The organism is Streptomyces sp. NPDC127595, assembly GCF_042671685.1.
Taxonomy (GTDB): domain Bacteria; phylum Actinomycetota; class Actinomycetes; order Streptomycetales; family Streptomycetaceae; genus Streptomyces.
Genome location: NZ_JBHXWK010000007.1, coordinates 293,509 through 318,117, shown reverse-complemented (window position 1 = coordinate 318,117; position 24,609 = coordinate 293,509). Strand labels below are relative to the sequence as shown.

Sequence of the window (24,609 nt, the reverse complement as noted above, 5' to 3'; positions counted from 1 at the left end):
ACGGCCGGGCGCAACCGTCGTGCGACGGGGCTAGTCGGAGGTGGGTTCTTCCGCGTTCCGCCACACCGTGATGTCCACCGACACGTAGTCGCTGGGGTCGCCGCTCGGGGCCGAGCCCTGGAAGGTCACCAGGCCGATGTGGCCGGACGCGGTGTGGACGCACATCTGGGTGCCCTTGGAGAGCTGGCCGAGGGTCACGGTCTCCGCGAACCGGGTCTCGGCGCGGCAGACGTCGAGGGAGCCCTTCTGGGAGTTGTTCAGCAGGACCATTTTGTCGCTGCTGCTGCCCACGTGCTTCTCGGTGAGCTGGAGGCTGTCCACGTAGTAGTAGAGGTCCCCGTCGGCCTCGTACGGACCGTCGCCGTCGACCGGCGTGGGCGGCGAGTCGGCGAAGCGTACGTAGTAGCCGCCGGGGATGTTGATGCCCTTGTAAGTGGCCGGCTTGGGGTCGGGGAGTGCCTTGGAGTTGCTGGAGTCCGAGCTTCCGCTGGTGCCGGAGGTGGAGCTCGTGCCGGCGTTGCTGGTCGTGTCGTCCAAGTTGCCGAGGAGCGAGACACATCCGCCGACCATCACCACGAGCGCCCCCGCGATGATCGCGAGGACCTTGCCCGCGTTGCTCTTGGGCGGCGGGAGGGGCTGGGAGTACGGGTACGGGTACTTCTGGGCCGGCGGCTGCGGCTGCCAGGTGTTCTGCGGCGGGTACGGCGCCGTCGGATGCGTGGGGTACGTCTGGTGCGCGGGTTGCTGTACGTACGGCGGCGGGGTGGGCGGAGGCGTCGGGACGTGGGCCGCGTGCACCGTGTGCGCGGCCGGGTCGACGCCCGGAGCGCTGAGCTGGGTGACCGGAGCGGTCGGCGGCGGAGGCACCGCGTCGGCCGGGGCGGCCGGTTTCGCCGGGGCGTCGGCGCGGGCCGCGAGCAGTTCCGCAGACGCCGAGACGCGCCGGGTGATCTGCTCGCCGATCGGGTCCGGCAGCCAGGACCCGGACTGGCGCAGCGGGGTGGGCGAGGCCTCCTGGCACAGGGCGATGACCTCGGCCGGTGAGGGCCGGTCGGCCGGGTTCTTGGCCAGCAGGCGTGTGATGAAGCCGAGTTCGTCCGGGAGGCCCGTGAGGTCCGGCTCCTCGTGGACGATGCGGTACAGCACGGCGTGCGAGGGCCCGTCCCCGTACGCCGAGCTGCCCCGTGCCGCGAAGGCGGCGACCTGGCCGAGGGCGAAGATGTCCGACGCGGGGGCGAGCTCACCCCGCCCCGAGGCCTGCTCGGGTGACATGAAGGCCGGGGTGCCGATGGAGACACCGGTGTTGGTCAGGGCGGTGGCGTCGGCGGCGCGGGCGATGCCGAAGTCGATGACCCGGGGGCCGTCGGCGGCGAGCAGCACGTTCGAGGGCTTCAGGTCGCGGTGGACGATGCCCGCGCCATGGATGACCGACAGCGCCTCCGCGATCCCCGCGACCAGCAGCAGGACGGTCGGCACCGGCAGCGGGCCGTGCTCGGTGACCGCCGAGGCCAGCGAGGGGCCGGGTACGTAGGCGGTGGCCAGCCAGGGCTGGGTGGCGCTCTCGGTGTCGTGGTCGAGGACCGGCGCGGTGTAGAGGCCCTGGACGCGCTGGGCGGCCTGGACCTCCTGCTTGAACCTGCGGCGGAACTCGGGGTCCTCGCTCAGCTCCGGCCGGATCGTCTTCAGCGCGATCGGGTGCCCGCCCGGCGTGTACGTCAGGTAGACCGTGCCCATGCCGCCCGAGCCCAGCCGTGCGGCGAGCCGGTAGCCCGCCACGACCGTCGGGTCGCCGTCCTCCAACGGGCGGAAATGTCCGCCCTGTTGTGTCTCGCCCATTGTTCTCCCCCGAAATATGTGAGGCATGTGTGCAGGGGGAGGCTAGTCGAACGGGTCGGTGACCGTCTCAGGTGGAGCCCTCAACTCCAGCTTCGTTCACCACTTCTTGACGTCTTCGAGCACCGCGTCCGTGAACGGCGGCCACACCTCGACGGCCCACGGCCCGAACGCCCGGTCGGTGAGAGCCACGCAGGCCACCTCCGCGACGGGGTCGATCCACAGGAACGTACCCGACTGCCCGAAGTGCCCGAAGGTCCGCGGCGAGGATGAACTCCCCGTCCAGTGGGGCGACTTGGAGTCGCGGATCTCGAAGCCGAGCCCCCAGTCGTTGGGGTTGCGGTGTCCGTACCCCGGCAGGACGCCCTTCGTGCCCGGGAACTGGACGGTCATCGCCTCCGCGACCGTACGGGGATCCAGGAGCCGCGGAGCCTGGACCTCGGCCGCGAAGCGCACCAGGTCGTCCACCGTGGACACCCCGTCCTTCGCGGGCGACCCGTCGAGCGTGGTCGACGCCATCCCCAGCGGATCCAGCACCGCCTGGCGCAGATACTCCCCGAAGGGAATGTCCGTCGCCTTGGCGATGTGCTCCCCGAGCACCTCGAACCCGGCGTTGGAGTACAGCCGTCGCTCCCCGGGCGCGGACGTCACCCGGTGCTCGTCGTAGGCGAGTCCGGAGGTGTGCGCGAGGAGATGACGGACGGTCGAGCCCTCGGGCCCGGCGGGTTCGTCGAGCTCGATCGCGCCTTCCTCGTACGCGACGAGGGCGGCGTACGCGGCAAGCGGCTTGGTCACCGAGGCGAGCGGGAAGGGCCGCGCACCGGGCCCATGGCTCCCGAGAAGCGTGCCGTCCGCGCGGACGACGGCCGCCGCGGCGGTGGGAACGGGCCAGTTCTCGATCAGCGCAAGGCTCTGCAGGGACATGCCTACGAGCCTAAGCGGCTCAGAGCCGGAGCCGCATCGAGGGGTCCGGCTTGCGCACGAAACCGAGCGAGGCGTACAGCGGCTCGGCCTCCACGGAGGCGTTGAGGTCGATCTGCCGTACGCCCCGTTCGCGGAACCAGTCGAGAAGCGCCTCCATGGCCGCGCGGGCGTAGCCGCGGCGCCGCGCGTCCGGATCGGTGGCGACGCTGAATACGTGCCCGATCGCGCCGTGCGGATTGGCCGCGTTCCCGATGCGGTAGTCGATCGTCCCGGCGACGAGCGCCGCCAGCGCCTCCGGCCGGTCCGGATGGTCGATGACGAAGGCCGCGAAGTCCCCGTCGGGGTCGGCGAGCCTGCGCCGTAGGGTGGGAAGCGATTCGACGTGCCAGGTACCGGGCGAATCGGTGCGGTGTACCGAGTCGAGCATCACCTGGCGCAGCCGCAGTACTTCCTCGGCGTCCGCGGGCACGGCACGGCGTACAAGAGTCATGATCCGCAACGTAGACACCGTGAGCGGGCGACGTCACGGGATTTTCATGGTTCCACTTGCTTGGAGTGCACTCCAAGGTTTTAGCGTGGGGGTCATGACGGTGATGGAGACCACGGCCGAGGCCACCGAGACCGGTAGCAGTCCCGATCTCTGCGTCGCGCCCCCTGAGCGGGAGTTGCGGCGCCCGGACGGCCAGGACAACTACACGATCAGCGAGGTCGTCGCCTACACCGGCCTGACGGCGCACACCCTGCGCTGGTACGAGCGGATCGGGCTGATGCCGCACATCGACCGCTCGCACACCGGCCAGCGCCGCTACACCAACCGCGACCTCGACTGGCTGGGCCTCGTCGGCAAGCTGCGGCTCACCGGGATGCCGGTCGCCGACATGGTGCGGTACGCCGAGCTGGTGCGCGCGGGCGACCACACCTACATCGAGCGTTACGAACTCCTGGAAGCGACCCGCAGGGACGTACAGTCCCGGATCGCCGAACTCCAGGACACCCTCGCGGTACTCGACCGCAAAATCACTTTCTACGCGGACGCCGGGCGTGCCCTGGCGTCGGAGAGGTCCTGATGACGGACAGCAAGATCGCGAAGGTGCAGCTCGGAACCGACGGCCCCGAGGTCGGGGTACAGGGCCTGGGCTGCATGGGCATGAGCTTCGCGTACGGCCCCGCCGACGCCGACGAGTCGCGGGCCGCCCTGGAGCGGGCGCTGGAACTCGGCGTCACGCTCTTCGACACCGCGGACGCCTACGGTCAGGGTGAGAACGAGAAGTTCCTCTCGCCGTTCTTCAAGGCGCACCGCGACGAACTCGTCATCGCGACGAAGTTCGCCATGACGATCCCGCCGGACGACCCGACCAAGCGGATCATCCGCAACGACGCGCCCTACATCCGGCAGGCCGTCGAGGCCAGCCTGCGGCGGCTGGACGTCGACGTGATCGACCTCTACTACATGCACCGGCGTGACGTGAACATCCCGATCGAGGAGACCGTCGGGACCATGGCCGAGCTGGTGCGCGAGGGCAAGGTCAAGCACCTCGGGCTGAGCGAGGTGACGGGCGGGGAGCTGCGTGCGGCGCAGGGCGTCCATCCGATCGCCGCCGTGCAGTCGGAGTGGTCGCTGTTCAGCCGTGACATCGAGGCCGGGGTGGTTCCGGTGGCGCGTGAGCTGGGTGTGGCGCTCGTGCCGTACTCGCCGCTCGGGCGCGGGTTCCTCACGGGGTCCTTCGCGGACGCCGGGAAGGATCTGGCGGCGAGCGACTTCCGGCGTCAGCAGCCCCGCTTCAACGGTGACAACGCGGCCGCCAACCTCGCGCTCCTCGAGTCGGTACGTACCGTCGCCGACGCCCATGGGGCCTCGCTCGGTCAGGTCGCGCTGGCCTGGGCGCAGCAGCGGGCCGCCGTGTACGGGTTCGCCGTCGTGCCGATTCCCGGCACCACCAAGGCGAAGCGCGTCGAGGAGAACACGGCCGCGACCCACATCGTCCTCACCGATGCCGAACTGGCCCTCCTGGAGCCCATCGCCGCCAAGGTAGCGGGCGACCGCTACGCGGACATGGGCTTCACTTCGGCGGGCCGGGAGTAGCGGGGGTTGGGGTGGAGTGGGTTTTTCGCCCCCTCCGCCCCTGCCCTTCCTGCTCCTCAAACGCCGGAGGGGCTGGTTTTCAGCCCGTCCGGCGTCTGAGGACGAGCGCGTTCAGCGCGAAGCGGGGGTCTGGGGGCGGCAGCCCCCAGGTACGGGACGGGTAGGGGCGGAGGGGGCGAATCCAACTCTTCCGCCCCGGCGTCACAGCTCCGCCAGGAGCTCCGCCTTCTTCGTCGAGAACTCCTCGTCCGTCACGAGGCCGGCGTCGCGGAGCTCACCGAGGTGCCGGATGCGCTCGGCGATATCGGCGGGATCGCGCCGGGACGCGGGCGGGGAGAGGGCCGGTACGGGCGCCCCGCCCGAGCCACGAACCGCGGCCAGCACAGCCGCAGCGAACGGCAACGACTCATGGACCGGCCCGTACCCCAGCCCGAACACCACCGCCGCCGGATCTTGATCGGCCTGCACGGGCTGGGCGTCCGCCGGCTCACGGCGCAGCAGCCGCAGATGCCCCTCGAAGACCTCGGGGGAGCGCCATTCGACGCCGCTGATCGCGGCGACGGGGAAGGTCTGGTCGCCGGCCTTCCACTTCGCCGACGAGGCGCCCGTCCAGAACCACCGGAAGGACACCGACCTGCCGTCGAAGGACGCCTTGCCGTCGTACGCCTTGAAGTGCAACGGCGCCTCGGGCGCCCCGACGAGAAACCGCTCGGCGGGTTCGTCGTCCTTCGTGAGCTGCGCGCGCAGCTCGTCCGCGTAGTACTCGGCGAGCGTCTCGCGCTCGGCGGGCAGCACCAGGCGATAGGGGTCGCACCCCTCCTTGAGCTGTCCCGCCGCCGCCTCGATGAGGGGATCGGCGCCCGGTCTGGGAACCGCCCGCAGCACGACCGTGCCGCGCTTCCCCGGCGTCAGTGTCACCGCCGCGATCGCGTCGAGCGGGATACGGCGTTCGCCGAGCGCCTGGAACAGCTTCGGCGTGCGGATTCCGCGTTCGAAGCGGATGAGCACGGAGTCGGACTCGAACTCCCAGGCGGCATGAAATCCGGCCAGTACGTCACCCATGCGGGCCATCGTATGCGGCACACAGGCCCGCGTCGCCTCCCTTGGCGGACCGCGGTTCCTTTCGCTTCTACGCGCGTCAGGCTGACGACCCGCCGGACAAACCCGTCCGGCACGCGTCATCCGTGTGCGCGCACTCCACCGAGCCGTACGCGCCGATGCCGATCTCCGCGAAGTTGTGGAGGCTGTCGGTGCCCGGCTCGAAGTAGCCGGTGTGGCCCTTCGCGTCCCGCGCGGACAGGACCCGCGCCCCGAACGCCGTCGACACCGGATCGGCGCCGTGCCCGAGCCCGCCGACCTCCAGATGCGGTACGTCCCGGATCCAGTCGTCGGAGTCCCGCATCGCCCAGACCTGGGCCGTGGTGTGCAGTCCCGCGACCGTGTCGGCCCGCATACCGGGGCTGCCCGCGACCGCTATGTCGGAGACCCGGGTGGGCAGTTCCTTGGCGGCGACCCCGCACAGCACGGAGCCGTAGCTGTGGCAGTACAGCGCCACCGACGAGCTTCCCGGCAGCGCCCGCACCAGGGCGTTCAGCCGGACCGCGCCCTCCTCGGCGCGCATCGCGGTGGCCGAGTCGATGCCGAGCCCGCTGGGTGCGGTGTAGTCGGCCCAGGCGATCACGGCCGTACGCGTGGTGGGGCTCGCCTTGCGTTCCGCCGAGTACAGGGACTGCGCCATGCCGACGGGCGCCGTGTACTTCTTGGCCGTGCGCTGGAAGGTGAGCAGGTTGGTGTCGACGCCGGGGACCACGACCGAGACGCGCTCCGCCGTGTCGAGGTCTCCGACGACCTCGGCGATCCGGCCCGCGCCCATCGGGTCGAAGGCGAGGATCTTGCGGCCCTTCCCGAGCAGCGCCTCGTAGCGGTGCATGCGGCGGCCCGCCTCGTGCTGCCCGAGTGGCGAGAGCCGGGTGTCGTGCATGCGTTTGAGCTCGACCTTGCGCTGTTTCTCCAGGGCGAGGCGGTTCGCCCGGTAGCGCAGGGTCACGGGCGCGCCGTTCATGTTGCCGACCGCGAGCGAGTAGCGGCGGACGAGACTGTCGCGCTGGCCGGCGTCGAGCGAGGCGAAGAAGCGGGCCACGACGCTCGGCGCCGAGTCGGTGTCCGGGAGCGGGCGACCGGCGAGGGTGCCCTGCTCCCACGCGGAGCGCGAGGCTGCGAGGGCCGACGACCCCCGATGGCCGTGCACCGCGGTCCAGCCACCGGTGGCCAGCATCACGAACACAACGGCCAGCGCGAGCAGTGCGCGCCAGACGTTCAGTTGGGGGGAAGCGTCGAAGGAAGTCACTGGGAGGACACACTAGGAGAACAAACGGGTCTCGCGTTAGCCGAGTGAGCCGGATCACGTTTCTGGTGGGGTAATTGGGGCAAAGCGTGTTCAGTTTGAGCTAAATCCTCACGCTGGGTAAGGAAAGTCAAGACCCGGTGGGCGATCCGTCACTCTGCGTGCGGAGTGGGCGGTATGGGGCACGCCGATCGGACCTCTCGCCGTGCGGCAGGAGTTATTCCGTACGCCATGTTTCCGCCAATGCGGGCCCCACATGGCTGAGATAAGAGGCGGTCAGTTCGCGGATTCCCTCGACGCCGATGTCCTCGCCCTGGCCCCACAGGCGGCTCGTCACGCGCATCACCCCGCCGAAGACGGCGACCGCGATACGGGGGCGCGGGTCCGCGTCCACGTCGAGCCCCTCGCGCTCGGCGATCACCTGCGCGATCTCCTCCTCCAGCTCCACGGAGCGGCGCAGACTGACGGCGAGCAGCGTGGGTGTCGACTCGATCAACCGGAGGGTGCGCATGTGCAGTTCGATCGGGATGACGGCCTCGATCGCCTCGCCGATGGTGTCCCAGCTCTCCAGGACGGAGCGCCGCAGGACCTCCAACGGGGCTTCGTGGGGCGGGCGTTCGCGCACGGCGGCGAGGAAGTGCGACTCCGTGAGCCGCTGGGTGAAGAGGGCGGCTTCCTCCTTGCCCGCGAAATAGCGGAAGAAGGTGCGCTGTGAGACGTCGACGGCCTCGGTGATCTCGTCGACGGTCGTCCGCTCGTACCCCTGGGTGGTGAACAGTTCGAGGGCGGCGTGCAGGAGCGCGTCCCGGGTGCGCTGTTTCTTGAGCTCCCGCAGTCCGGGTCGTGGCGCCGGGCCGGTAAGGTCCGCCGTGTCCATGGTCCCTCTTCTCTGGTTTCCCGCCTCCGGATCGTCCGCATCCTGTGAACCGTCTGACCGGTTCAGGGTATTCGCGAGTGACGTGACAGTTACCGACTTGTGAATTGGTTTGTCAACTGTCAGCGGCTGACACTAGCCTCGAAAACATGACTAGTCAGACCACCGTCGACGCGACGGGACCGGCCGACAAGGCCCCGGCACCCGTCTCCGGACCGACGCCGTCCTCGGGGCTGCGCGGCCACCCCTGGTTCACCCTGTTCTCCGTCGCCTTCGGCGTCATGATGGTCGCCCTGGACGGCACCATCGTGGCCATCGCCAACCCGGCCATCCAGAAGGACCTCGGCGCGAGCTTCGCCGACGTCCAGTGGATCACCAACGGCTACTTCCTCGCGCTCGCGGTCACCCTGATCACCGCGGGCAAGCTCGGCGACCGGTTCGGCCACCGGCAGACCTTCCTCATCGGCGTGATCGGCTTCGCCGGGGCCTCCGGGGCCATCGGGTTCTCCCACAGCATCGCCCTGGTGGTCACCTTCCGTGTCCTGCAGGGCCTGTTCGGCGCGCTGCTCATGCCGGCCGCGCTCGGTCTGCTGCGGGCCACCTTCCCGGCCGAGAAGCTGAACATGGCGATCGGCATCTGGGGCATGGTCATCGGCGCGTCCACCGCGGGCGGCCCGATCCTCGGCGGTCTGCTTGTCCAGCACGTCAGCTGGCAGTCGGTGTTCTTCATCAACGTGCCGATCGGCGTCATCGTGCTGGTCCTCGGCTCGCTGATCCTGACCGACCACCGCGCGGAGAACGCGCCCCGCTCCTTCGACGTCCTTGGCATAGCCCTGCTCTCCGGCGCCATGTTCTGTCTGGTCTGGGCCCTCATCAAGGCCCCGACCTGGGGCTGGGGCGACGGCCTGACCTGGGCCTTCCTGGGCGCCTCGGTGCTCGGCTTCGCGGTCTTCGCCTTCTGGGAGAAGCGGGTGAAGGAACCGCTGATCCCCTTGGGGCTGTTCCGCTCAGTGCCGCTGTCGGCAGGCGTGGTCCTGATGGTCCTGATGGCCATCGCCTTCCTGGGCGGCCTGTTCTTCGTCACCTTCTACCTGCAGAACGTGCACGGGATGAGCCCGGTCGACGCGGGCCTGCACCTTCTCCCGCTGACCGGAATGATGATCGTGGGCTCGCCGCTGGCCGGTTTCCTGATCACCAAGACCGGCCCGCGCATCCCGCTCGCCGGCGGTATGGCCCTCACCGCGATCTCCATGTACGGCATGTCCACGCTGGACACGAACACCGGCAGCTTCGTCATGTCGCTCTGGTTCGCCGGTCTCGGCCTCGGACTCGCGCCGGTCATGGTCGGCGCCACCGAGGTCATCGTGGGCAACGCACCGATGGAGCTCTCCGGTGTCGCAGGCGGTCTCCAGCAGGCCGCGATGCAGATCGGCGGCAGCCTCGGTACGGCGGTCCTGGGCGCCGTGATGGCCTCCAAGGTCGACGGCGACCTCGCGGGCAACTGGGCCGATGCCACGCTGCCCCCGCTCACCCCGGAGCAGCTGGACGCGGCCTCCGAGGCGGTCCAGGTCGGCGCCGCGCCGGTCGCCCCGGACACGCCCGCCGCCCTCGCCGCGCAGATCACGACCGTCGCCCACGACACCTTCATCTCCGGAATGAGCCTGGCCTGCCTGGTCGCGTCCGGGGTCGCCGTCGTGGCGGTCTTCGTCGCACTGCTCACCAAGCGGGGCGACAACGCGGAGGCGGGCGTCGGCGCCGGCCACATCTAGGGCGCCGACCACATCCAGGGCCTGTCCCTGTCCAGGACCTGTCCCCGGGCCCGCTCCAGGGGCCGTTTCCCCTATCAGGGTGACAAGGCTAAAGATCCCTCGCACCCGGCACGCGCCGCACGTCACAGTGGGTCAAGTCCTCCGTACGACCTGGAGGACGACCGGACTTGCGGCGCGCTGCCGGAGGGGGGCAGCGCGCCGCCAGGTCCGTCGCGACCGGCGCGCTTCTAGCGCGAGTGCTCCTCCGCCGCGAAGGGCGTGTCCTCGGGCGTCCTACCCCGTGACAGCGCGGCCACCTCCGCCCGCAGGGCGCGTACCTCCTCCGTGAGGGCGGTGATCGCGGCCGTCTGCCGGCGTTCCTCGACGTCGTCCATCTCGAAGCGGGAGATGAACCAGGCGGCGATGTTCGCGGTGACGACACCGAGCAGGGCGATGCCGGAGAGCATCAGGCCGACCGCGAGCACGCGGCCCAGGCCGGTGGTCGGGGCGTGATCCCCGTACCCCACCGTGGTCATCGTCGTGAACGACCACCACACCGCGTCGCCCAGCGTCTTGATGTTCCCGTTCGGCGACTCCCGCTCCACGGAGAGGACCGCGAGCGAGCCGAACATCAACAGGCCCACCACCGAGCCCGCGACATACGTCGTGAGCTGTATCTGGGAGGCGATCCGGGCCCGTTGCCCGACGAGCAGTAGCGTGGAGACGAGCCGCAGCAGCCGCATCGGCTGGACCAGCGGCAGCACCACCGCGATCAGGTCCAGCCAGTGCGTCCGTACGAACTCCTTGCGCTGTTGGGCCAGTACGAGCCGGGCGGCGTAGTCCGCCGCGAACGCGCCCCACACCACCCACTCCACCGCCGTGCACACGGACGCCACCTCGTGACCCGCGGCGGGCCACACGATCGGCACGGCGTAGGCGACGGCGAACGCCAGGGCGAACCCCAGCAGCGGCCGCTGCGTGCGCCGCTCCCAGCGGACCTGTGCCGACTGCTCCTTCATGCCCGCATCGTAAATAAGAAGACAGCAATAAGAAGACAGCGGAAGGGGCGGCGAGGCCCGTGGCCCCACCGCCCCTCGACGGACGTACGAACTACGTGTCGCCGCCCGCGGCCCCCGGGTCGGCCGCCTGCACGTCGAGCAGTTGGTAGCGGTCGATCGCCTGCTTCAGGACCGACCGGTCCACCTTGCCCTCGCGCGCCAGCTCGGTCAGCACCGCGACCACGATCGACTGCGCGTCGATGTGGAAGAACCGCCGGGCCGCGCCGCGCGTGTCCGCGAAGCCGAAGCCGTCGGCGCCCAGGGACTGGTAGGTCCCCGGCACCCAGCGGGAGATCTGGTCGGGTACGGACCGCATCCAGTCGGAGACGGCGACGAACGGGCCCTCGGCCCCCGCCAGCTTCTGCGTCACGTACGGGACGCGCTGCTCCTCCTCGGGGTGCAGCAGATTGTGCCGCTCCACCTCGACGGCCTCGCGCCGCAGCTCGTTCCAGGAGGTCGCCGACCAGACGTCCGCCTTCACGTTCCAGTCGGCGGCCAGGATCCGCTGCGCCTCGACCGCCCACGGCACCGCGACACCGGAGGCCATGATCTGCGCCGGAATGACGCCCTGGTCACCGGACTTGAGGCGGTAGATGCCCTTCAGAATGCCGTCCACGTCCACGCTCTCCGGTTCTGCCGGATGCTGGATCGGCTCGTTGTAGACGGTCAGGTAATAGAAGACGTCCGCGTCCTTTGCCCCGGCGTCCTGGCCGTACATCCGGCGCAGCCCGTCCTTGACGATGTACGCGATCTCGTACCCGTACGCCGGGTCGTACGCGACACACCCCGGGTTCGTCGAGGCGAGCAGCTGCGAGTGGCCGTCCGCGTGCTGGAGACCCTCACCGGTCAGAGTCGTACGTCCGGCGGTCGCGCCCAGGACGAAACCGCGCGCCAACTGGTCGGCCATCTGCCAGAACTGGTCGCCGGTGCGCTGGAAACCGAACATCGAGTAGAAGACATAGACGGGGATCAGCGGCTCGCCGTGCGTGGCGTACGCCGAACCCGCGGCGATCAGCGACGCCGTACAGCCCGCCTCCGAGATGCCGTCGTGCAGCATCTGGCCCGTCGGGGACTCCTTGTACGCGAGCAGCAGATCGCGGTCCACGGACTCGTACTGCTGGCCGAGCGGGTTGTAGATCTTCGCGCTCGGGAAGAACGAGTCCATGCCGAAGGTGCGGTACTCGTCGGGCGCGATCAGCACGAACCGCCTGCCGATCTCCTTGTCCCGCATCAGGTCCTTGAGCAGCCGGACGAACGCCATGGTCGTGGCGATCGCCTGGTGACCCGACCCCTTCTTCACACTCGCGTACGTCTTGTCCTCGGGGAGCACGAGGGGCTTCGACCGCACGACGCGCGTCGGGACGTACCCGCCGAGCCCCTTGCGGCGGTCGTGCATGTACTGGATCTCCTCCGAGTCACGGCCCGGGTGGTAGTACGGCGGCGCGCCGCCCTCCAGCTGCTGGTCCGTGATCGGGATGTGCAGCCGGTCGCGGAAACCCTTGAGGTCCGCGGTCGTCAGCTTCTTCATCTGGTGGGTCGCGTTGCGGCCCTCGAAGTTCGGGCCGAGCGTCCAGCCCTTGACGGTCTGCGCAAGCACCACCGTCGGCTGGCCCTTGTGCGCCTTGGCCGCCGCGAAGGCCGCGTACACCTTCTTGTGGTCGTGGCCGCCGCGCCCCAGGTGCAGGATCTGGTCGTCCGTCATGTTCTCGACCATCGCGCGCAGCCGGTGGTCGTGCCCGAAGAAGTGCTCGCGGATGTACGCGCCGGTCTCGGTGGCGTACGTCTGGAACTGGCCGTCCGGTGTGGTGTTGAGCTGGTTGACCAGCACGCCGTCGCGGTCCTGCGCCAGCAGCGGGTCCCAGGTGCGGTCCCAGACCAGCTTGATGACGTTCCAGCCGGCGCCCCGGAACTGCGACTCCAGCTCCTGGATGATCTTGCCGTTGCCGCGCACCGGGCCGTCGAGCCGCTGGAGGTTGCAGTTGACGACGAAGGTCAGGTTGTCCAGGCCCTCGCGCGCCGCGATCGACAGCTGGCCGAGCGACTCCGGCTCGTCCATCTCGCCGTCACCAAGGAACGCCCAGACACGCGACTTGGAGGTGTCGGCGATCTCACGCGCCTCCATGTAGCGGTTCATCCGCGCCTGGAAGATCGCGCCGAGCGGGCCGAGGCCCATGGAGACGGTCGGGAACTCCCAGAAGTCCGGCATCAGCCGCGGGTGCGGGTACGAGGACAGTCCGTACGGCGCCTTCGACTTCTCCTGCCGGAACGCGTCGAGCTGCTGCTCGCTCAGCCGGTCCAGGAGGAACGCGCGGGCGTAGATGCCCGGCGAGGCGTGCCCCTGGAAGAAGATCTGGTCGCCGCCGTCGCCCTCGTCCTTGCCGCGGAAGAAGTGGTTGAAGCCCACGTCGTAAAGCGAGGCGGAGGACGCGAAGGTGGCGATGTGACCGCCGACGCCGATACCCGGGCGCTGGGCTCTGGACACCATCACCGCGGCGTTCCAGCGGGTCGCGTTCAGGACCTTGCGCTCGATCTCCTCGTTGCCGGGGAAGAACGGCTCGTCCTTGGTGGCGATCGTGTTGACGTAGTCCGTGCTGCGCATCTCGGGCACGGCCACGCGCTTCTCGCGGGCCCGCTCGATGAGCCGCAGCATCAGATAGCGGGCGCGCTCCCGGCCTCGCTCGTCGACGGCGGCGTCAAGGGAGTCGAGCCACTCCTGAGTCTCCTCAGGGTCGAAGTCCGGGACCTGGCTGGGAAGGCCGCCAATGATGATCGGGTTGCGATCGGATCCGGAAGCCACGCTGTTCCTTCGCTGTCAGAGGGGGCTGTACTGCTCTGTGTTCACACCGTTCCCCATCGTGTACCCGGCGAACGGAATCGTCACCTCTACTGAGAGGTAACCGGGACGTTCACGCAGTACGTCGGGACGTGCCGGGCCAAAACGCAACGATACGCTCAGTCCGTGACGCGTTCCGCAAAGTCGTTCGGGTCTCGTACCCTTCAAGGGCTGTGAAATTCACAAACAGGACAGAAGGGTGTGGTGCGCGTCACTGGGTGCCGCGATTCCATGCCTGGAGTTGCGTCGACACCGCCAGGATCGTCACCGTTTCGGCGGTCTCGACGGCCGGGTACTTGCGCGATCCGCCCCGTCCGTGTGGACTACGGCCAATGCTTCGCGCACGCGCGTGGCCAGAAGACTCCCCAAGCTCCGACAAAGCCGGGGGAGACCCCAACCAGAAACATGATCAGGAGGCAACCCGTGAGCGCGACCGCGGACCACGCGGAGGAGAGGACGAACCCTGCCGCAAGGCTGGGGTTCCAGCCCGAGCAGGTGGTCCAGGAGATCGGCTACGACGACGACGTCGACCAGGAGCTCCGCGAGGCCATTGAGGAAGTCATCGGCAGCGAGCTCGTGGACGAGGAGTACGACGACGTCGCCGATGCCGTGGTGCTGTGGTTCCGCGACGAGGACGGCGACCTGACCGACGTACTGGTGGACGCCACCACGTACATCGAAGACGGCGGCACCATCCTTCTGCTGACGCCGAAGACGGGCCGTGAGGGCTACGTGGAGCCGAGCGACATCGCCGAAGCGGCGACGACCGCGGGTCTGTCTGCGACCAAGAGCGCCAGCGTGGGCAAGGACTGGAGCGGCAGCCGGCTGGCCACCCCCAAGGGGGCCAAGTCCGGCAAGCGCTGATACTCCGCCGGGCCGATCCGGGCAACCACTCCGGCGGTTTCCGCCGCCGGACCCCCGGACATGCGGCCTGAAGGACCTCGTCCCCGAACGCCGGACCCGCTGAGACGCTCAGCCGGTCCGGCGTTCTGCCGTGCCGGCCTTCCCCGGGGTCGCGATGACCGCTGCGTAGGGTGGACTCACCCGAACAGCCCCCTGGAAGGAAAGCGTGTGACTATGGCGATCGCGGTCGGCACCAAGGCGCCGGACTTCGAGCTCAAGGACAACCACGGCGCCACCGTGCGGCTGTCCGACTTCCGCGGCGAGAAGAACGTGGTGCTGCTCTTCTACCCGTTCGCTTTCACGGGCGTGTGCACCGGCGAGCTGTGCTCCCTGCGAGACAACCTGCCGCAGTTCACCGACCGTGACACCCAGCTCCTGGCCGTCTCCAACGACTCCATCCACACCCTGCGCGTCTTCGCCGAGCAGGAGGGCCTGGACTACCCGCTGCTCTCCGATTTCTGGCCGCACGGCACCACTTCGCGCGCGTACGGCGTCTTCGACGAGGACAAGGGCTGCGCGGTGCGCGGCACGTTCATCATCGACAAGGAGGGCGTGGTCCGCTGGACCGTCGTCAACGCCCTGCCGGACGCGCGGGACCTGAACGAGTACGTCAAGGCACTCGACACCCTGTGATTGTTCGGTCCCAAGCCCTGCAGGGTGCGGGAACCCGTCACTAGGATCGACACGTTGATCCGATACCGAACGCAGTCGGGGCATCCCGCCCCTGAACACCAATGGAGGACTCGTGGGAGTCAGCCTCAGCAAGGGCGGCAACGTATCGCTTTCGAAGGAGGCCCCGGGACTGACCGCGGTCATCATCGGTCTGGGGTGGGACATCCGCACCACCACCGGTACCGACTTCGACCTCGACGCCAGCGCCATCCTCACGAACCCGGACGGCAAGGTCAGCAGTGACGCCAACTTCGTGTTCTTCAACAACCTGAAGAGCCCGGACGGCTCGGTCGAGCACACCGGGGACAACACCACCGGTGAGGGCGAGGGCGACGACGAGCAGATCAAGGTCAACCTCGCCGGCGTCCCGGCCGACATCGAGAAGATCGTCTTCCCGGTCTCGATCTACGACGCCGAGAACCGCCAGCAGTCCTTCGGCCAGGTCCGCAACGCGTTCATCCGCGTGGTGAACCAGGCGGGCGGAGCGGAGATCGCCCGCTACGACCTGTCCGAGGACGCCTCGACGGAGACCGCCATGGTCTTCGGCGAGCTCTACCGGCACGGCGCGGAGTGGAAGTTCCGTGCCATCGGCCAGGGCTACGCCTCGGGCCTGCGCGGCATCGCGCAGGACTTCGGCGTCAACGTCTGAGTAAAAGCCCTTTGGCTCATCCGTCCGGCGCCGCACACTTCACGTGCGGCGCCGGACGCGCTCGGCAACTGAACGTATGACCTCGGGGAGGACCAGATCATGGGCGTCACGCTCGCCAAGGGAGGCAATGTCTCCCTCTCGAAGGCCGCACCCAACCTCACGCAGGTGTTGATCGGGCTCGGCTGGGACGCACGCTCCACCACGGGAGCCGACTTCGACCTGGACGCCAGCGCGCTGCTGTGCAACTCCGGCCGGGTGCTCGGCGACGAGTGGTTCGTTTTCTACAACCAGCTCAAGAGCCCCGACGGCTCGGTGGAGCACACCGGTGACAACCTCACGGGTGAGGGCGACGGCGACGACGAGTCGATCCTGATCGATCTCTCCAAGGTTCCGGCCAATGTGGACAAGATCGTCTTCCCGGTCTCGATCCACGACGCCGACAACCGCGGCCAGACCTTCGGCCAGGTCAGCAATGCTTTCATCCGCGTCGTCAACCAGGCCGACGGGCAGGAACTCGCCCGCTACGACCTGTCCGAAGACGCCTCCACGGAAACGGCAATGATCTTCGGCGAGGTTTACCGCTACGGAGCGGAATGGAAGTTCCGCGCAGTGGGACAGGGGTACGCGTCGGGCTTGCGGGGCATCGCTCTAGACTTCGGAGTCAACGTTTCGTAAAGCCGGGTACGGCGGGGGGAAACCCTCTCCGGACTTCGTCCGGGGGTAGCCCCCCAACACACGATGGGGTAACCAGTGGTCCTGAAAACCTTCGGCTGGTCGTTCGCGGTCACCGCGATCGGCCTGGTCGCGGCGGTGTTGATCGACGGATGGACGGCGTTCGGGATCGTCCTGATCCTTTCCATCCTCGAGATCTCGCTGTCCTTCGACAACGCGGTGGTCAACGCCGGAATCCTGAAGAAGATGAGCCCGTTCTGGCAAAAGATCTTCCTCACGGTCGGTGTTCTGATCGCCGTCTTCGGAATGCGGCTGGTCTTCCCCGTCGTGATCGTGGCGATCACCGCGTCGCTCAACCCCATCGACGCCGTCGACCTGGCACTGAACGACGCGGACCGCTACCAGCAACTGGTCACCGACGCGCACCCGGCGATCGCGGCCTTCGGCGGCATGTTCCTGTTGATGATCTTCCTCGACTTCATTTTCGAGGACCGTGACATCAAGTGGCTCGGCTGGATCGAGCGCCCGCTGGCCAAGCTCGGCAAGGTCGACATGCTGTCGGTCTGCATCGCGCTGATCGTCCTGCTGCTCTCCGCGCTGTACTTCGCCTCTAACGCCCACCAGCACGGCGGCATCCACGTCGACAAGGCCGAGACGGTCCTGCTCTCCGGCGTCGGCGGTCTCATCACGTACCTGATCGTCGGCGGCCTCTCCAGCTTCTTCGAGAACCGTCTCGAAGAAGAAGAGGAGCGCGAGCACGAGGCCGAGGAAGAGGCCAGGCGAGAGGGCAAGCCGGTCTCCGCGGTTGCCCTCGCCGGCAAGGCCGCGTTCTTCATGTTCCTCTACCTCGAGGTACTGGACGCGTCCTTCTCCTTCGACGGTGTCATCGGCGCCTTCGCCGTCACGAACGACATCATCCTGATGGCGCTCGGCCTCGGCATCGGCGCCATGTACGTCCGGTCGCTCACCGTCTACCTGGTCCGCCAGGGCACCCTTGACGACTACGTCTACCTGGAGCACGGCGCGCACTACGCGATCGGCGCCCTCGCGGCGATCCTGCTCGTCACCATCCGTTTCGAGATCAACGAGTTCATCACCGGCCTCACCGGTGTCGTCCTGATCGCCTGGTCCTTCTGGTCCTCAGTGCGCCGCAACAACAAGCTGGCGGCGGAAGAGGGAAAAGGTGAGAGCTCGGACGACAAGGCCGAGGTCACGTCCGGGGTCTGACCCCGGTCCGGGTTCCGGGGTGTGACCCGGGCCTGGTTGAGGAACGCTCTGAACGGGGCGGCCGCGAGGACGAGTCCTCGCGGCCGCCCCGCAGGCATACAGAGGGAACGTGGGGGCGGAATGGGCATCTGGCAGGACCTGTGGCGCGGGCGATCGGCGGACTTCGATTCGGGCAGCGCGGCCACCAACTCCATCGAGCTGACCAAGCGGAACCGCACGGTCTCGCTCACCAAGCAGGGCGCGGCCACCGGCAACCTGCGCATCAACCTGTCCTGGCGCATGCGCACCTCCGACATAGGCGGGCCGCAACGCGGCAGCCTGCTGCGCCACCCCTTCCGCACGTTCAAGCCGGAAGTGGTCCAGGCGCACACCCAGAGCATGGTCAACGTCGACCTCGACCTCGGCGTCATGTACGAACTCAAGGACGGCTCCAAGGGCGTCGTCCAGCCGCTGGGCAGCTTCTTCGGCGAACTCAACGGCCCGCCGTACGTCAAGCTCAGCGGCGACGACCGCTTCGGCTCGGCCTCCGGCGAGACGATCTACGTCAACCTCGACCACCGCGACGACATCCAGCGGCTCCTGGTCTTCGTCTACATCTACGACCAGACCCCGGCCTTCGACCGTACGCACGCCATCGTCACGCTCTTCCCGAGCAACGGCCCACGCGTCGAGATCAGCCTCGACGAACGCCATCCGCAGGCCCGCTCCTGCGCCGTCGTGATGATCGAGAACGTCAAGGGCGAGCTGATCGTGCGCCGCGAGGTGCGCTTCGTGTACGGATTCCAGGCCGAGCTCGACCGGCTGTACGGCTGGGGGCTGCAGTGGGGCCGGGGGTACAAGTCCAAGGCCGGCCGCTGAGCGGTGGCCGCGCAGCGGCACCCCGGACGTCAGCGCCCGATGAACTGCGGCCCCTGCGGCGGCAGTTTGAAGTCCGGGTCCGGCAGGGTGCCGACCGCCTGCGGGAAGCCGTAGGCGGGCGCCGCGGCCGGCGCGGTCTGGGGCCCCGGGTAGCCGTAGGCGGGCTGGCTGGACGGCTGTGGATAGCCGTAGGAGGGCTGGGCCGGTGCCGGTGCCGCCTGGGGGCCGGGATAGCCGTACGCGGGCTGCTGCGGCACCGGGGCGGGCTGCTCGGGCGGCAGCGGTACGGAGGTCTCGGGGGCCGGGGCGGGCGCGGACCACGCAGGGGCGGGCGGCGCGGGGTCCGTCAGCGGGACGGCGGTCTCCGATTCGTCCACCGAGATCCCGTAGTCGCCCGCCAGCCCCTGCAAACCGTTGGGGTAGCCCTCGCCGAGCGCCCGGAACTTCCAGCCCCCGCCGCGCCGGTACAGTTCGCCGCAGATCAGCGCCGTCTCGGCGCCGGTCTCCGGCTTGACGTCGAAGTACGCCAGCGGTTCGCCGCCCGTGACGGACGCGTCGTACAGCAGGATGCGCAAGCCCCGTACGCGGTCGAAGGTGACGTCGTCCGCCGATGCGACCAGCAGAATCTGTCCGACAGCGGACTCGACACCCGTCAGATCTGTCTGGATCGTGTCGGTAAGACCCTCGGCACCGCGTTTCTTGCCGAGCAGCCTGACCTTGCCCGAGGGATGGCGGGGCTGGTTGTAGAAGACGAAGTCCTCGTCGGATCGCACACGACCGTCGGGCCCGAGGAGCAGCGCCGAGGCATCCACATCCGGGACACCCTGTCCAGGTGTCCAGCGCAGCACAGCGCGCACCGCTGTGGCGTCCAGCGGGACGTTCGACCCCTTCAGCATCGCGTGCGTCATGCGGTCATCCTGCCCTCTGGGGCCTGGTCGGGACAACGCGGGGGTGAATATCCCCGGCCGGGACAGGACAACAGTCGACATGGCTGAGTTACCAGAACTTCATGCCCGGTGGGAACCCTTGACATTGATCCATACGTACTATTACCGGCCACATCAGATCTGGCCGCCTAGCCGCGACGGGGAGTTTCATGCGTCATTTCGGTCATATCGCCCCGGAAGAGCGGCAGCGTCTCTTCTACCGGGAGCCGAGCCTCTTCACCGCCGATTCGCCGGCGCACGTGCTCGCGGCGGCCCTGGGAGCCACCCTCTACAGCCCCGCGACCAGGCCCCAGCTCGCCGACGACATCATCAAGCAGGCCGGGCGCGGCGTGGTCTCCATGGTGCTGTGCCTGGAGGACTCGATCGACGACGCCGAGGTCGTGGGCGCCGAGGAGAACCTGGTCAGGCAGTTCGCCGACCTCGCGCAGCGGCCGCACCTCTCCGAGCTGCCCCTGCTCTTCGTACGGGTCCGTGAACCCGAGCAGATCCCGGACCTCGTCCAGCGGCTCGGCCCGGCGGTACGGCTGCTCTCCGGATTCGTACTGCCGAAGTTCACCGAGGAGCGGGGCGTCCCGTTCCTCGAGGCGCTCACAGTGGCCGAGAACACGAGCGGGCGGCGCCTCTTCGCCATGCCGGTCCTCGAATCGCCCGGCCTGCTGCACCTGGAGTCCCGCAGGGAGACCCTGGAGGGCATCCACCGCACGGTCACCAAGTACCGCGACCGCGTCCTCGCGCTGCGCCTCGGCGTCACCGACTTCTGCTCGGCGTACGGACTGCGCAGGGCGCCCGACATGACCGCCTACGACGTCCAGATCGTCGCCTCCGTGATCGCCGACGTGGTGAACGTACTCGGGCGGGCCGACGGCACCGGCTTCACCGTGACCGGGCCGGTGTGGGAGTACTTCCGGGTCCAGGAGCGCATGTTCAAGCCGCAGCTGCGCCGCAGCCCCTTCCAGGCCGGTGAGGTCGAGGAACTGCGCCAGACACTCATCGAACACGATCTGGACGGGCTGCTGCGCGAGATCGCCCTCGACCGCGCCAACGGCCTGCTCGGCAAGACCTGCATCCACCCCTCGCACGTGCCGGCCGTCCACGCGTTGTCCGTGGTCAGCCACGAGGAGTACAGCGACGCACAGGACATCCTGCGGCCCGAGCGCTGCGGCGGGGGTGTGCTGCGGTCGTCGTACACGAACAAGATGAACGAGGTGAAGCCGCACCGCGCCTGGGCCGAGCGCACCCTTCAGCGCGCCGAGGTCTTCGGCGTCGCCAACGAGGACATCGGCTTCGTGGAGCTGCTGGCCGCGGGGCTTCCCGACTGAGGCCGGATTCCCGACCGAGGCCGGGATTCTCCACCGAGGCCGGAATGCCCGACCGAGGCGCGGGTTCCCGGCCGAGACCCAAGCGGCCCGACCAGCCGCAGTGACCTCCAACCGATCAGCAGTGACCTCTTACCGATTAAGGGATTGATGAGCAACGTGGTGTGGACGGGGACCTGGGTCGCCGAGCGGCTCGGCGTCGAGCTGGTCGGGGACGAGAAGCTGAGCGACCTGCTGGGGCTCGCGCTGCGGCGCAACCCCAAGCGGGCGCATCTGCTCGTGTCGAACGTGCTGGGCAAGCATGTGCCGCAGTCGCCGTCCGTGGTGTACGGACACGGGTTCGCGCTCGGCCGGCGCGTGCGGGATCTGCTGGGCGCCGATGAGTGCCGTGCCGCGGTGGTCCTCGGCTATGCCGAGACGGCCACCGGGCTCGGCCACTGCGTCGCGGACGGGGTGGGCCTCGCGCCCTATCTGCACTCCACCCGCCGGCCCGTTCCCGGCGTCGCCAGCGCGGGCGGCTTCGAGGAGTCCCACTCGCACGCCACCTCGCATCTGCTCCTCCCCGAGAACCCTGACCTGCTGGCCGGCCCCGGCCCGCTGGTCCTCGTCGACGACGAGTTCTCCACCGGCAACACGATCCTCAACACCATCCGTGACCTGCACGCCCGCTACCCGCGCGAGCGGTACGTCGTCGTCGCCCTGGTCGACATGCGGTCCGCCGCCGACATGGGGCGCCTGGACGAGTTCGCGCGGGAGATCGGCGCGCGGGTCGACCTGGTGACGGCGGCGTCGGGGACGGTGAGGCTCCCCGAAGGGGTGCTGCAGAAGGGGCAGGCGCTGGTCGCCGAGCAGGAGGCGGCGGCGCTCTCGGCGCCCGCGGGCCCCGCGGTACTCGCGGCGCGTGCCCGGGCCCGGGTACGCGCCGCGAGGGTCACCCGCGTCGAGCTCGGCTGGCCGCGCGGCGTTCCCGACGGCGGCCGGCACGGCTTCACACCCGGCCAGCGAATACGGCTTGACGGCGCCCTGCCCGCCCTGACCGCGCGGATCGCCGAAGCTCTGCCCGACGACGCCCGGCGCGTGCTCGTACTCGGCTTCGAGGAGCTGATGTACGCACCGCTGCGGCTGGCCCGCGAGCTGGAGCAGGTGGTGGCCGCCGAGGTGCGCTACTCCACGACCACCCGCTCCCCGGTACTCGCCCTCGACGACCCCGGCTACGCGATACGCAGCCGGCTCGTCTTCCCCGCCCACGACAACCCGGGCGACGGCCCCGGCGAGCGCTACGCCTACAACGTCGCCGGCGCCGGCTTCGACGCCGTCATCGCCGTCGTCGACTCGACCGCCGACACCCCCGAACTGCACGCCGTGGACGGCCTGTTGGCGCAGCTCGCCGCCCACACACGGACCGTCCTGCTCGCCGTCGTCCCCTCGTACGTCCCCGGGCGCCCGTCCACCGAAAGGCCCTCCATGCTCCCCGAGCCCCTCCGCGGCCCAGCCTTCTCCTCGTACGCGCCGGAGGACGTCGGCTGGCTGCTGCAGGACCTCTCGGACGTGACGCTGGAGGCGCCGACCGAGGAACGCGAGGAGGCCATCCAGAGCGGCGGCGCGCACTACGCGGAGTCGCTGCCGGTCGAGTACCAGCCGAGCGCCCACTACCAGGAGCTGTTCCACGCCGCGCTCGACACCTCCGCCGCCCGGATCGCCCAGGCCGTCGGCGCGGTCACCGAGCTGGTGCTCGCAGAGCGTTCACCGCGCCCGGTGCTCGTGTCGCTGGCCCGCGCGGGCACCCCGGTAGGCGTCCTGATGCGCCGCTGGGCCCAGTACCGGCACGGCCTCGACCTCCCGCACTACGCCGTCTCCATCGTCCGGGGCCGCGGCATCGACGCCAACGCGCTGCGCTGGCTGGCCGCCCACCACGACCCCGCCGACGTCGTGTTCGTCGACGGCTGGACCGGCAAAGGCGCCATCACCCGCGAACTCGCCGATGCCATACGGGAGTTCGAGGAGGCCGAGGGCGTCACCGGCTTCGACCCGGAGATCGCGGTGCTCGCCGACCCGGGCTCGTGCGTACGGACGTACGGCACCCGCGAGGACTTCCTGATCCCCTCCGCCTGCCTCAACTCGACGGTGTCCGGCCTGATCTCACGCACGGTCCTGCGCTCCGACCTCGTCGGCGAACACGACTTCCACGGCGCGAAGTTCTACCGCGAGCTCGCCGGCTCGGATGTCTCCGTCGACTTCCTGGACGCCGTCGCGGCCCGGTTCCCCGACGTCGCCGACGCGGCCTGCGCCCAGGCCAAGGAGCTGCTCGCCGCCGACCGCACGCCCACCTGGGAGGGCTGGGGGGCCGTCGAGCGGATCAGCGAGGAGTACGGGATCCACGACGTGAACCTCGTCAAGCCGGGCGTCGGCGAGACCACCCGGGTGCTGCTGCGCCGCGTCCCCTGGAAGATCCTGGCCCGCGCCGGAGCGGGCGCCGACCTCGACCACGTACGGCTGCTCGCCGAACAGCGCGGGGTGCCCGTCGAGGAGGTCGCCGAACTTCCGTACACCTGCGTGGGTTTGATCCACCCGAAGTACACGCGCGGTGCGACGGGTGCCGACGGCAAGTCGGTGACGGTCTGATGTCCGAGTCTTCCAGAGCTTCCAGGGCGTCCAGGGCTTCTACGGCTTCCGCGACGGCCTCGGCGGTGTCGATCGCCTCGGCGGCTTCCACGGCCTCGTTCGCTTCGGCGGCTGCGGTTGCTTCGGCGGCCTCGCCCAAGGTGCTCGTCGCCAGCGACCTCGACCGCACGCTCATCTACTCCGCCGCCGCCCTCGCGCTGACCATGCCGGACGCGGTGGCGCCCCGGCTGCTCTGCGTCGAGGTGCACGAGAGCAGGCCGCTGTCATACATGACGGAGACCGCGGCCGCCCTCCTGGCCGAACTCGGCGAGGTGGCGGACTTCGTCCCCACCACGACCCGCACCCGTAAGCAGTACCAGCGCATCAGCCTGCCGGGCCCCGCCCCGAAGTACGCGATCTGCGCCAACGGCGGGCACCTGCTCGTCGACGGGGTGTCCGACGCCGACTGGCACGCGCGGGTCACCGCACGGCTGGCGAGTGAGTGCGCCTCCCTCACCGAGGTGCGCGAGCACATGGAGGCCACCGCCGACCCGGCCTGGGTCCGCAAACACCGCGTCGCCGAGGACCTGTTCGTCTATCTCGTCGTCGAGCGCGAACTGCTCCCCGAGGACTGGGTCAAGGAACTCGCCGTCTGGGCCGAGAACCGCGGCTGGACCGTGTCCCTCCAGGGCCGCAAGATCTACGCCGTACCGAAGCCGCTCACCAAGAGCGCGGCGATGTACGAGGTCGCGCGGCGCACGGGGGCTGCCCTGACGCTGGCCGCCGGGGACTCTCTCCTCGACGCCGACCTCCTGCTCGCCGCCGACCGGGGATGGCGCCCGGGACACGGAGAACTCGCGGAGGCCGGTTGGACAGCGCCCACGGTCACGGCGCTTCCGGAGCTCGGGGTCGCGGCGGGGGAGCGGATACTGCGTGAGCTGTTGAGTGGGTGCGGACGCCCCTCCTAGGGGCGCGGGGAACTGCGCGACAGGCCCCCACCGGCCCGCGGCCGAAAGGCAACCCCATGGGGTCTGGGGCGCAGCCCCAGAGATGGGATGGGTGTGGGC

General features: G+C 69.4%; 21 protein-coding genes. 12 read left to right on the top strand and 9 right to left on the bottom strand.

Annotated features, from left to right (window positions below; all coding sequences use genetic code 11):
* Positions 1–30 precede the first annotated feature (30 nt).
* From ACFVKT_RS24060 to ACFVKT_RS24050, 3 genes are all read right to left on the bottom strand, one after another.
* Positions 31–1,836 (bottom strand): protein kinase, encoded by a 1,806-nt coding sequence (locus ACFVKT_RS24060; protein ID WP_385734711.1) that lies wholly within the window; start codon positions 1,834–1,836, stop codon positions 31–33.
* A gap of 96 nt (positions 1,837–1,932) precedes the next feature.
* Entirely contained in the window at positions 1,933–2,757 is an 825-nt protein-coding gene (locus ACFVKT_RS24055; RefSeq protein WP_385734709.1) for a serine hydrolase domain-containing protein, read from the bottom strand.
* Positions 2,758–2,776: 19 nt separating this feature from the next.
* Complete coding sequence (locus ACFVKT_RS24050) at positions 2,777–3,247, bottom strand: GNAT family N-acetyltransferase (protein WP_385734707.1); 471 nt, start codon at positions 3,245–3,247, stop codon at positions 2,777–2,779.
* A gap of 94 nt (positions 3,248–3,341) precedes the next feature.
* Here ACFVKT_RS24050 and ACFVKT_RS24045 point away from each other — a divergent pair, with 94 nt between their 5' ends.
* Together ACFVKT_RS24045 and ACFVKT_RS24040 are read left to right on the top strand one after the other, a co-directional pair.
* Positions 3,342–3,824 carry a MerR family transcriptional regulator gene (locus tag ACFVKT_RS24045; protein ID WP_385734705.1) on the top strand — a complete coding sequence of 161 codons (483 nt, stop codon included), beginning with the start codon at positions 3,342–3,344 and terminating at the stop codon, positions 3,822–3,824.
* Positions 3,824–4,840: an aldo/keto reductase gene (locus ACFVKT_RS24040; protein ID WP_385734703.1), complete on the top strand. Its 1,017-nt coding sequence runs from the start codon at positions 3,824–3,826 to the stop codon at positions 4,838–4,840. Before ACFVKT_RS24045 ends, ACFVKT_RS24040 begins: the two co-directional genes overlap by 1 nt.
* 201 nt (positions 4,841–5,041) lie before the next feature.
* Here ACFVKT_RS24040 and ACFVKT_RS24035 read toward each other — a convergent pair whose 3' ends face one another.
* The 3 genes from ACFVKT_RS24035 to ACFVKT_RS24025 form a co-directional block, all read right to left on the bottom strand.
* Complete coding sequence (locus tag ACFVKT_RS24035; protein WP_385734701.1) at positions 5,042–5,911, bottom strand: DUF4429 domain-containing protein; 870 nt, start codon at positions 5,909–5,911, stop codon at positions 5,042–5,044.
* Positions 5,912–5,978: 67 nt separating this feature from the next.
* Positions 5,979–7,187, bottom strand: coding sequence for an alpha/beta hydrolase (locus tag ACFVKT_RS24030; protein ID WP_385734700.1), 1,209 nt, complete (start codon positions 7,185–7,187; stop codon positions 5,979–5,981).
* A gap of 214 nt (positions 7,188–7,401) precedes the next feature.
* Complete coding sequence (locus tag ACFVKT_RS24025; protein ID WP_385734698.1) at positions 7,402–8,061, bottom strand: TetR family transcriptional regulator; 660 nt, start codon at positions 8,059–8,061, stop codon at positions 7,402–7,404.
* Positions 8,062–8,207: 146 nt separating this feature from the next.
* Here ACFVKT_RS24025 and ACFVKT_RS24020 point away from each other — a divergent pair, with 146 nt between their 5' ends.
* Positions 8,208–9,827, top strand: coding sequence for an MFS transporter (locus ACFVKT_RS24020; RefSeq protein ID WP_385734696.1), 1,620 nt, complete (start codon positions 8,208–8,210; stop codon positions 9,825–9,827).
* 227 nt (positions 9,828–10,054) lie between these two features.
* Here ACFVKT_RS24020 and ACFVKT_RS24015 read toward each other — a convergent pair whose 3' ends face one another.
* Entirely contained in the window at positions 10,055–10,825 is a 771-nt protein-coding gene (locus ACFVKT_RS24015; RefSeq protein ID WP_385734694.1) for a potassium channel family protein, read from the bottom strand.
* A 91-nt stretch (positions 10,826–10,916) separates the two neighbouring features.
* Positions 10,917–13,661 carry a pyruvate dehydrogenase (acetyl-transferring), homodimeric type gene (aceE, locus tag ACFVKT_RS24010; RefSeq protein WP_385734692.1) on the bottom strand — a complete coding sequence of 915 codons (2,745 nt, stop codon included), beginning with the start codon at positions 13,659–13,661 and terminating at the stop codon, positions 10,917–10,919.
* A 459-nt stretch (positions 13,662–14,120) separates the two neighbouring features.
* Here aceE and ACFVKT_RS24005 point away from each other — a divergent pair, with 459 nt between their 5' ends.
* The 6 genes from ACFVKT_RS24005 (at position 14,121) to ACFVKT_RS23980 (ending at position 18,678) form a co-directional block, all read left to right on the top strand.
* Complete coding sequence (locus ACFVKT_RS24005) at positions 14,121–14,561, top strand: DUF3052 domain-containing protein (protein WP_385734690.1); 441 nt, start codon at positions 14,121–14,123, stop codon at positions 14,559–14,561.
* Between the two features lie 213 nt (positions 14,562–14,774).
* Entirely contained in the window at positions 14,775–15,233 is a 459-nt protein-coding gene (locus ACFVKT_RS24000; protein WP_385735032.1) for a peroxiredoxin, read from the top strand.
* A gap of 112 nt (positions 15,234–15,345) precedes the next feature.
* Positions 15,346–15,921 carry a TerD family protein gene (locus ACFVKT_RS23995; RefSeq protein ID WP_385734688.1) on the top strand — a complete coding sequence of 192 codons (576 nt, stop codon included), beginning with the start codon at positions 15,346–15,348 and terminating at the stop codon, positions 15,919–15,921.
* A 99-nt stretch (positions 15,922–16,020) separates the two neighbouring features.
* Positions 16,021–16,596 (top strand): TerD family protein, encoded by a 576-nt coding sequence (locus ACFVKT_RS23990; RefSeq protein ID WP_385734686.1) that lies wholly within the window; start codon positions 16,021–16,023, stop codon positions 16,594–16,596.
* A gap of 75 nt (positions 16,597–16,671) precedes the next feature.
* The gene (locus ACFVKT_RS23985; RefSeq protein ID WP_385734684.1) at positions 16,672–17,820 is read left to right on the top strand and encodes a DUF475 domain-containing protein; all 1,149 of its coding nucleotides are present in this window, start codon (positions 16,672–16,674) and stop codon (positions 17,818–17,820) included.
* 120 nt (positions 17,821–17,940) lie between these two features.
* Positions 17,941–18,678: a Tellurium resistance gene (locus ACFVKT_RS23980; RefSeq protein ID WP_385734682.1), complete on the top strand. Its 738-nt coding sequence runs from the start codon at positions 17,941–17,943 to the stop codon at positions 18,676–18,678.
* A 29-nt stretch (positions 18,679–18,707) separates the two neighbouring features.
* On the opposite strand, the gene ACFVKT_RS23975 is transcribed toward ACFVKT_RS23980, so the two are convergent.
* Positions 18,708–19,586 (bottom strand): TerD family protein, encoded by an 879-nt coding sequence (locus tag ACFVKT_RS23975; protein WP_385734680.1) that lies wholly within the window; start codon positions 19,584–19,586, stop codon positions 18,708–18,710.
* A 188-nt stretch (positions 19,587–19,774) separates the two neighbouring features.
* Between ACFVKT_RS23975 and ACFVKT_RS23970 the strand changes: the two genes are divergently transcribed.
* The 3 genes from ACFVKT_RS23970 to ACFVKT_RS23960 all read left to right on the top strand — a co-directional run bounded on the left by ACFVKT_RS23970 (position 19,775) and on the right by ACFVKT_RS23960 (position 24,510).
* A complete protein-coding gene (locus tag ACFVKT_RS23970) occupies positions 19,775–20,944 on the top strand; it encodes an HpcH/HpaI aldolase/citrate lyase family protein (protein WP_385734678.1) in 1,170 nt (389 codons plus the stop codon).
* A gap of 147 nt (positions 20,945–21,091) precedes the next feature.
* Positions 21,092–23,563 carry a phosphoribosyltransferase gene (locus tag ACFVKT_RS23965; RefSeq protein WP_385734676.1) on the top strand — a complete coding sequence of 824 codons (2,472 nt, stop codon included), beginning with the start codon at positions 21,092–21,094 and terminating at the stop codon, positions 23,561–23,563.
* The gene (locus ACFVKT_RS23960; RefSeq protein ID WP_385734674.1) at positions 23,563–24,510 is read left to right on the top strand and encodes an HAD family hydrolase; all 948 of its coding nucleotides are present in this window, start codon (positions 23,563–23,565) and stop codon (positions 24,508–24,510) included. The genes ACFVKT_RS23965 and ACFVKT_RS23960 overlap by 1 nt, the downstream gene beginning before the upstream one ends.
* Positions 24,511–24,609: the final 99 nt, after the last annotated feature.

Coding starts and splice junctions, on each gene's coding strand:
- ACFVKT_RS24060 (WP_385734711.1), bottom strand. CDS start 1,836: ATGGGCGAGACACAACAGGGCGGACATTTCCGCCCGTTGGAGGACGGC.
- ACFVKT_RS23970 (WP_385734678.1), top strand. CDS start 19,775: ATGCGTCATTTCGGTCATATCGCCCCGGAAGAGCGGCAGCGTCTCTTC.
- ACFVKT_RS24035 (WP_385734701.1), bottom strand. CDS start 5,911: ATGGCCCGCATGGGTGACGTACTGGCCGGATTTCATGCCGCCTGGGAG.
- ACFVKT_RS24050 (WP_385734707.1), bottom strand. CDS start 3,247: ATGACTCTTGTACGCCGTGCCGTGCCCGCGGACGCCGAGGAAGTACTG.
- ACFVKT_RS23960 (WP_385734674.1), top strand. CDS start 23,563: ATGTCCGAGTCTTCCAGAGCTTCCAGGGCGTCCAGGGCTTCTACGGCT.
- ACFVKT_RS23980 (WP_385734682.1), top strand. CDS start 17,941: ATGGGCATCTGGCAGGACCTGTGGCGCGGGCGATCGGCGGACTTCGAT.
- ACFVKT_RS24015 (WP_385734694.1), bottom strand. CDS start 10,825: ATGAAGGAGCAGTCGGCACAGGTCCGCTGGGAGCGGCGCACGCAGCGG.
- ACFVKT_RS24025 (WP_385734698.1), bottom strand. CDS start 8,061: ATGGACACGGCGGACCTTACCGGCCCGGCGCCACGACCCGGACTGCGG.
- ACFVKT_RS24055 (WP_385734709.1), bottom strand. CDS start 2,757: ATGTCCCTGCAGAGCCTTGCGCTGATCGAGAACTGGCCCGTTCCCACC.
- ACFVKT_RS24045 (WP_385734705.1), top strand. CDS start 3,342: ATGACGGTGATGGAGACCACGGCCGAGGCCACCGAGACCGGTAGCAGT.
- ACFVKT_RS24000 (WP_385735032.1), top strand. CDS start 14,775: ATGGCGATCGCGGTCGGCACCAAGGCGCCGGACTTCGAGCTCAAGGAC.
- ACFVKT_RS23965 (WP_385734676.1), top strand. CDS start 21,092: ATGAGCAACGTGGTGTGGACGGGGACCTGGGTCGCCGAGCGGCTCGGC.
- ACFVKT_RS23990 (WP_385734686.1), top strand. CDS start 16,021: ATGGGCGTCACGCTCGCCAAGGGAGGCAATGTCTCCCTCTCGAAGGCC.
- ACFVKT_RS24020 (WP_385734696.1), top strand. CDS start 8,208: ATGACTAGTCAGACCACCGTCGACGCGACGGGACCGGCCGACAAGGCC.
- ACFVKT_RS23975 (WP_385734680.1), bottom strand. CDS start 19,586: ATGACGCACGCGATGCTGAAGGGGTCGAACGTCCCGCTGGACGCCACA.
- ACFVKT_RS24040 (WP_385734703.1), top strand. CDS start 3,824: ATGACGGACAGCAAGATCGCGAAGGTGCAGCTCGGAACCGACGGCCCC.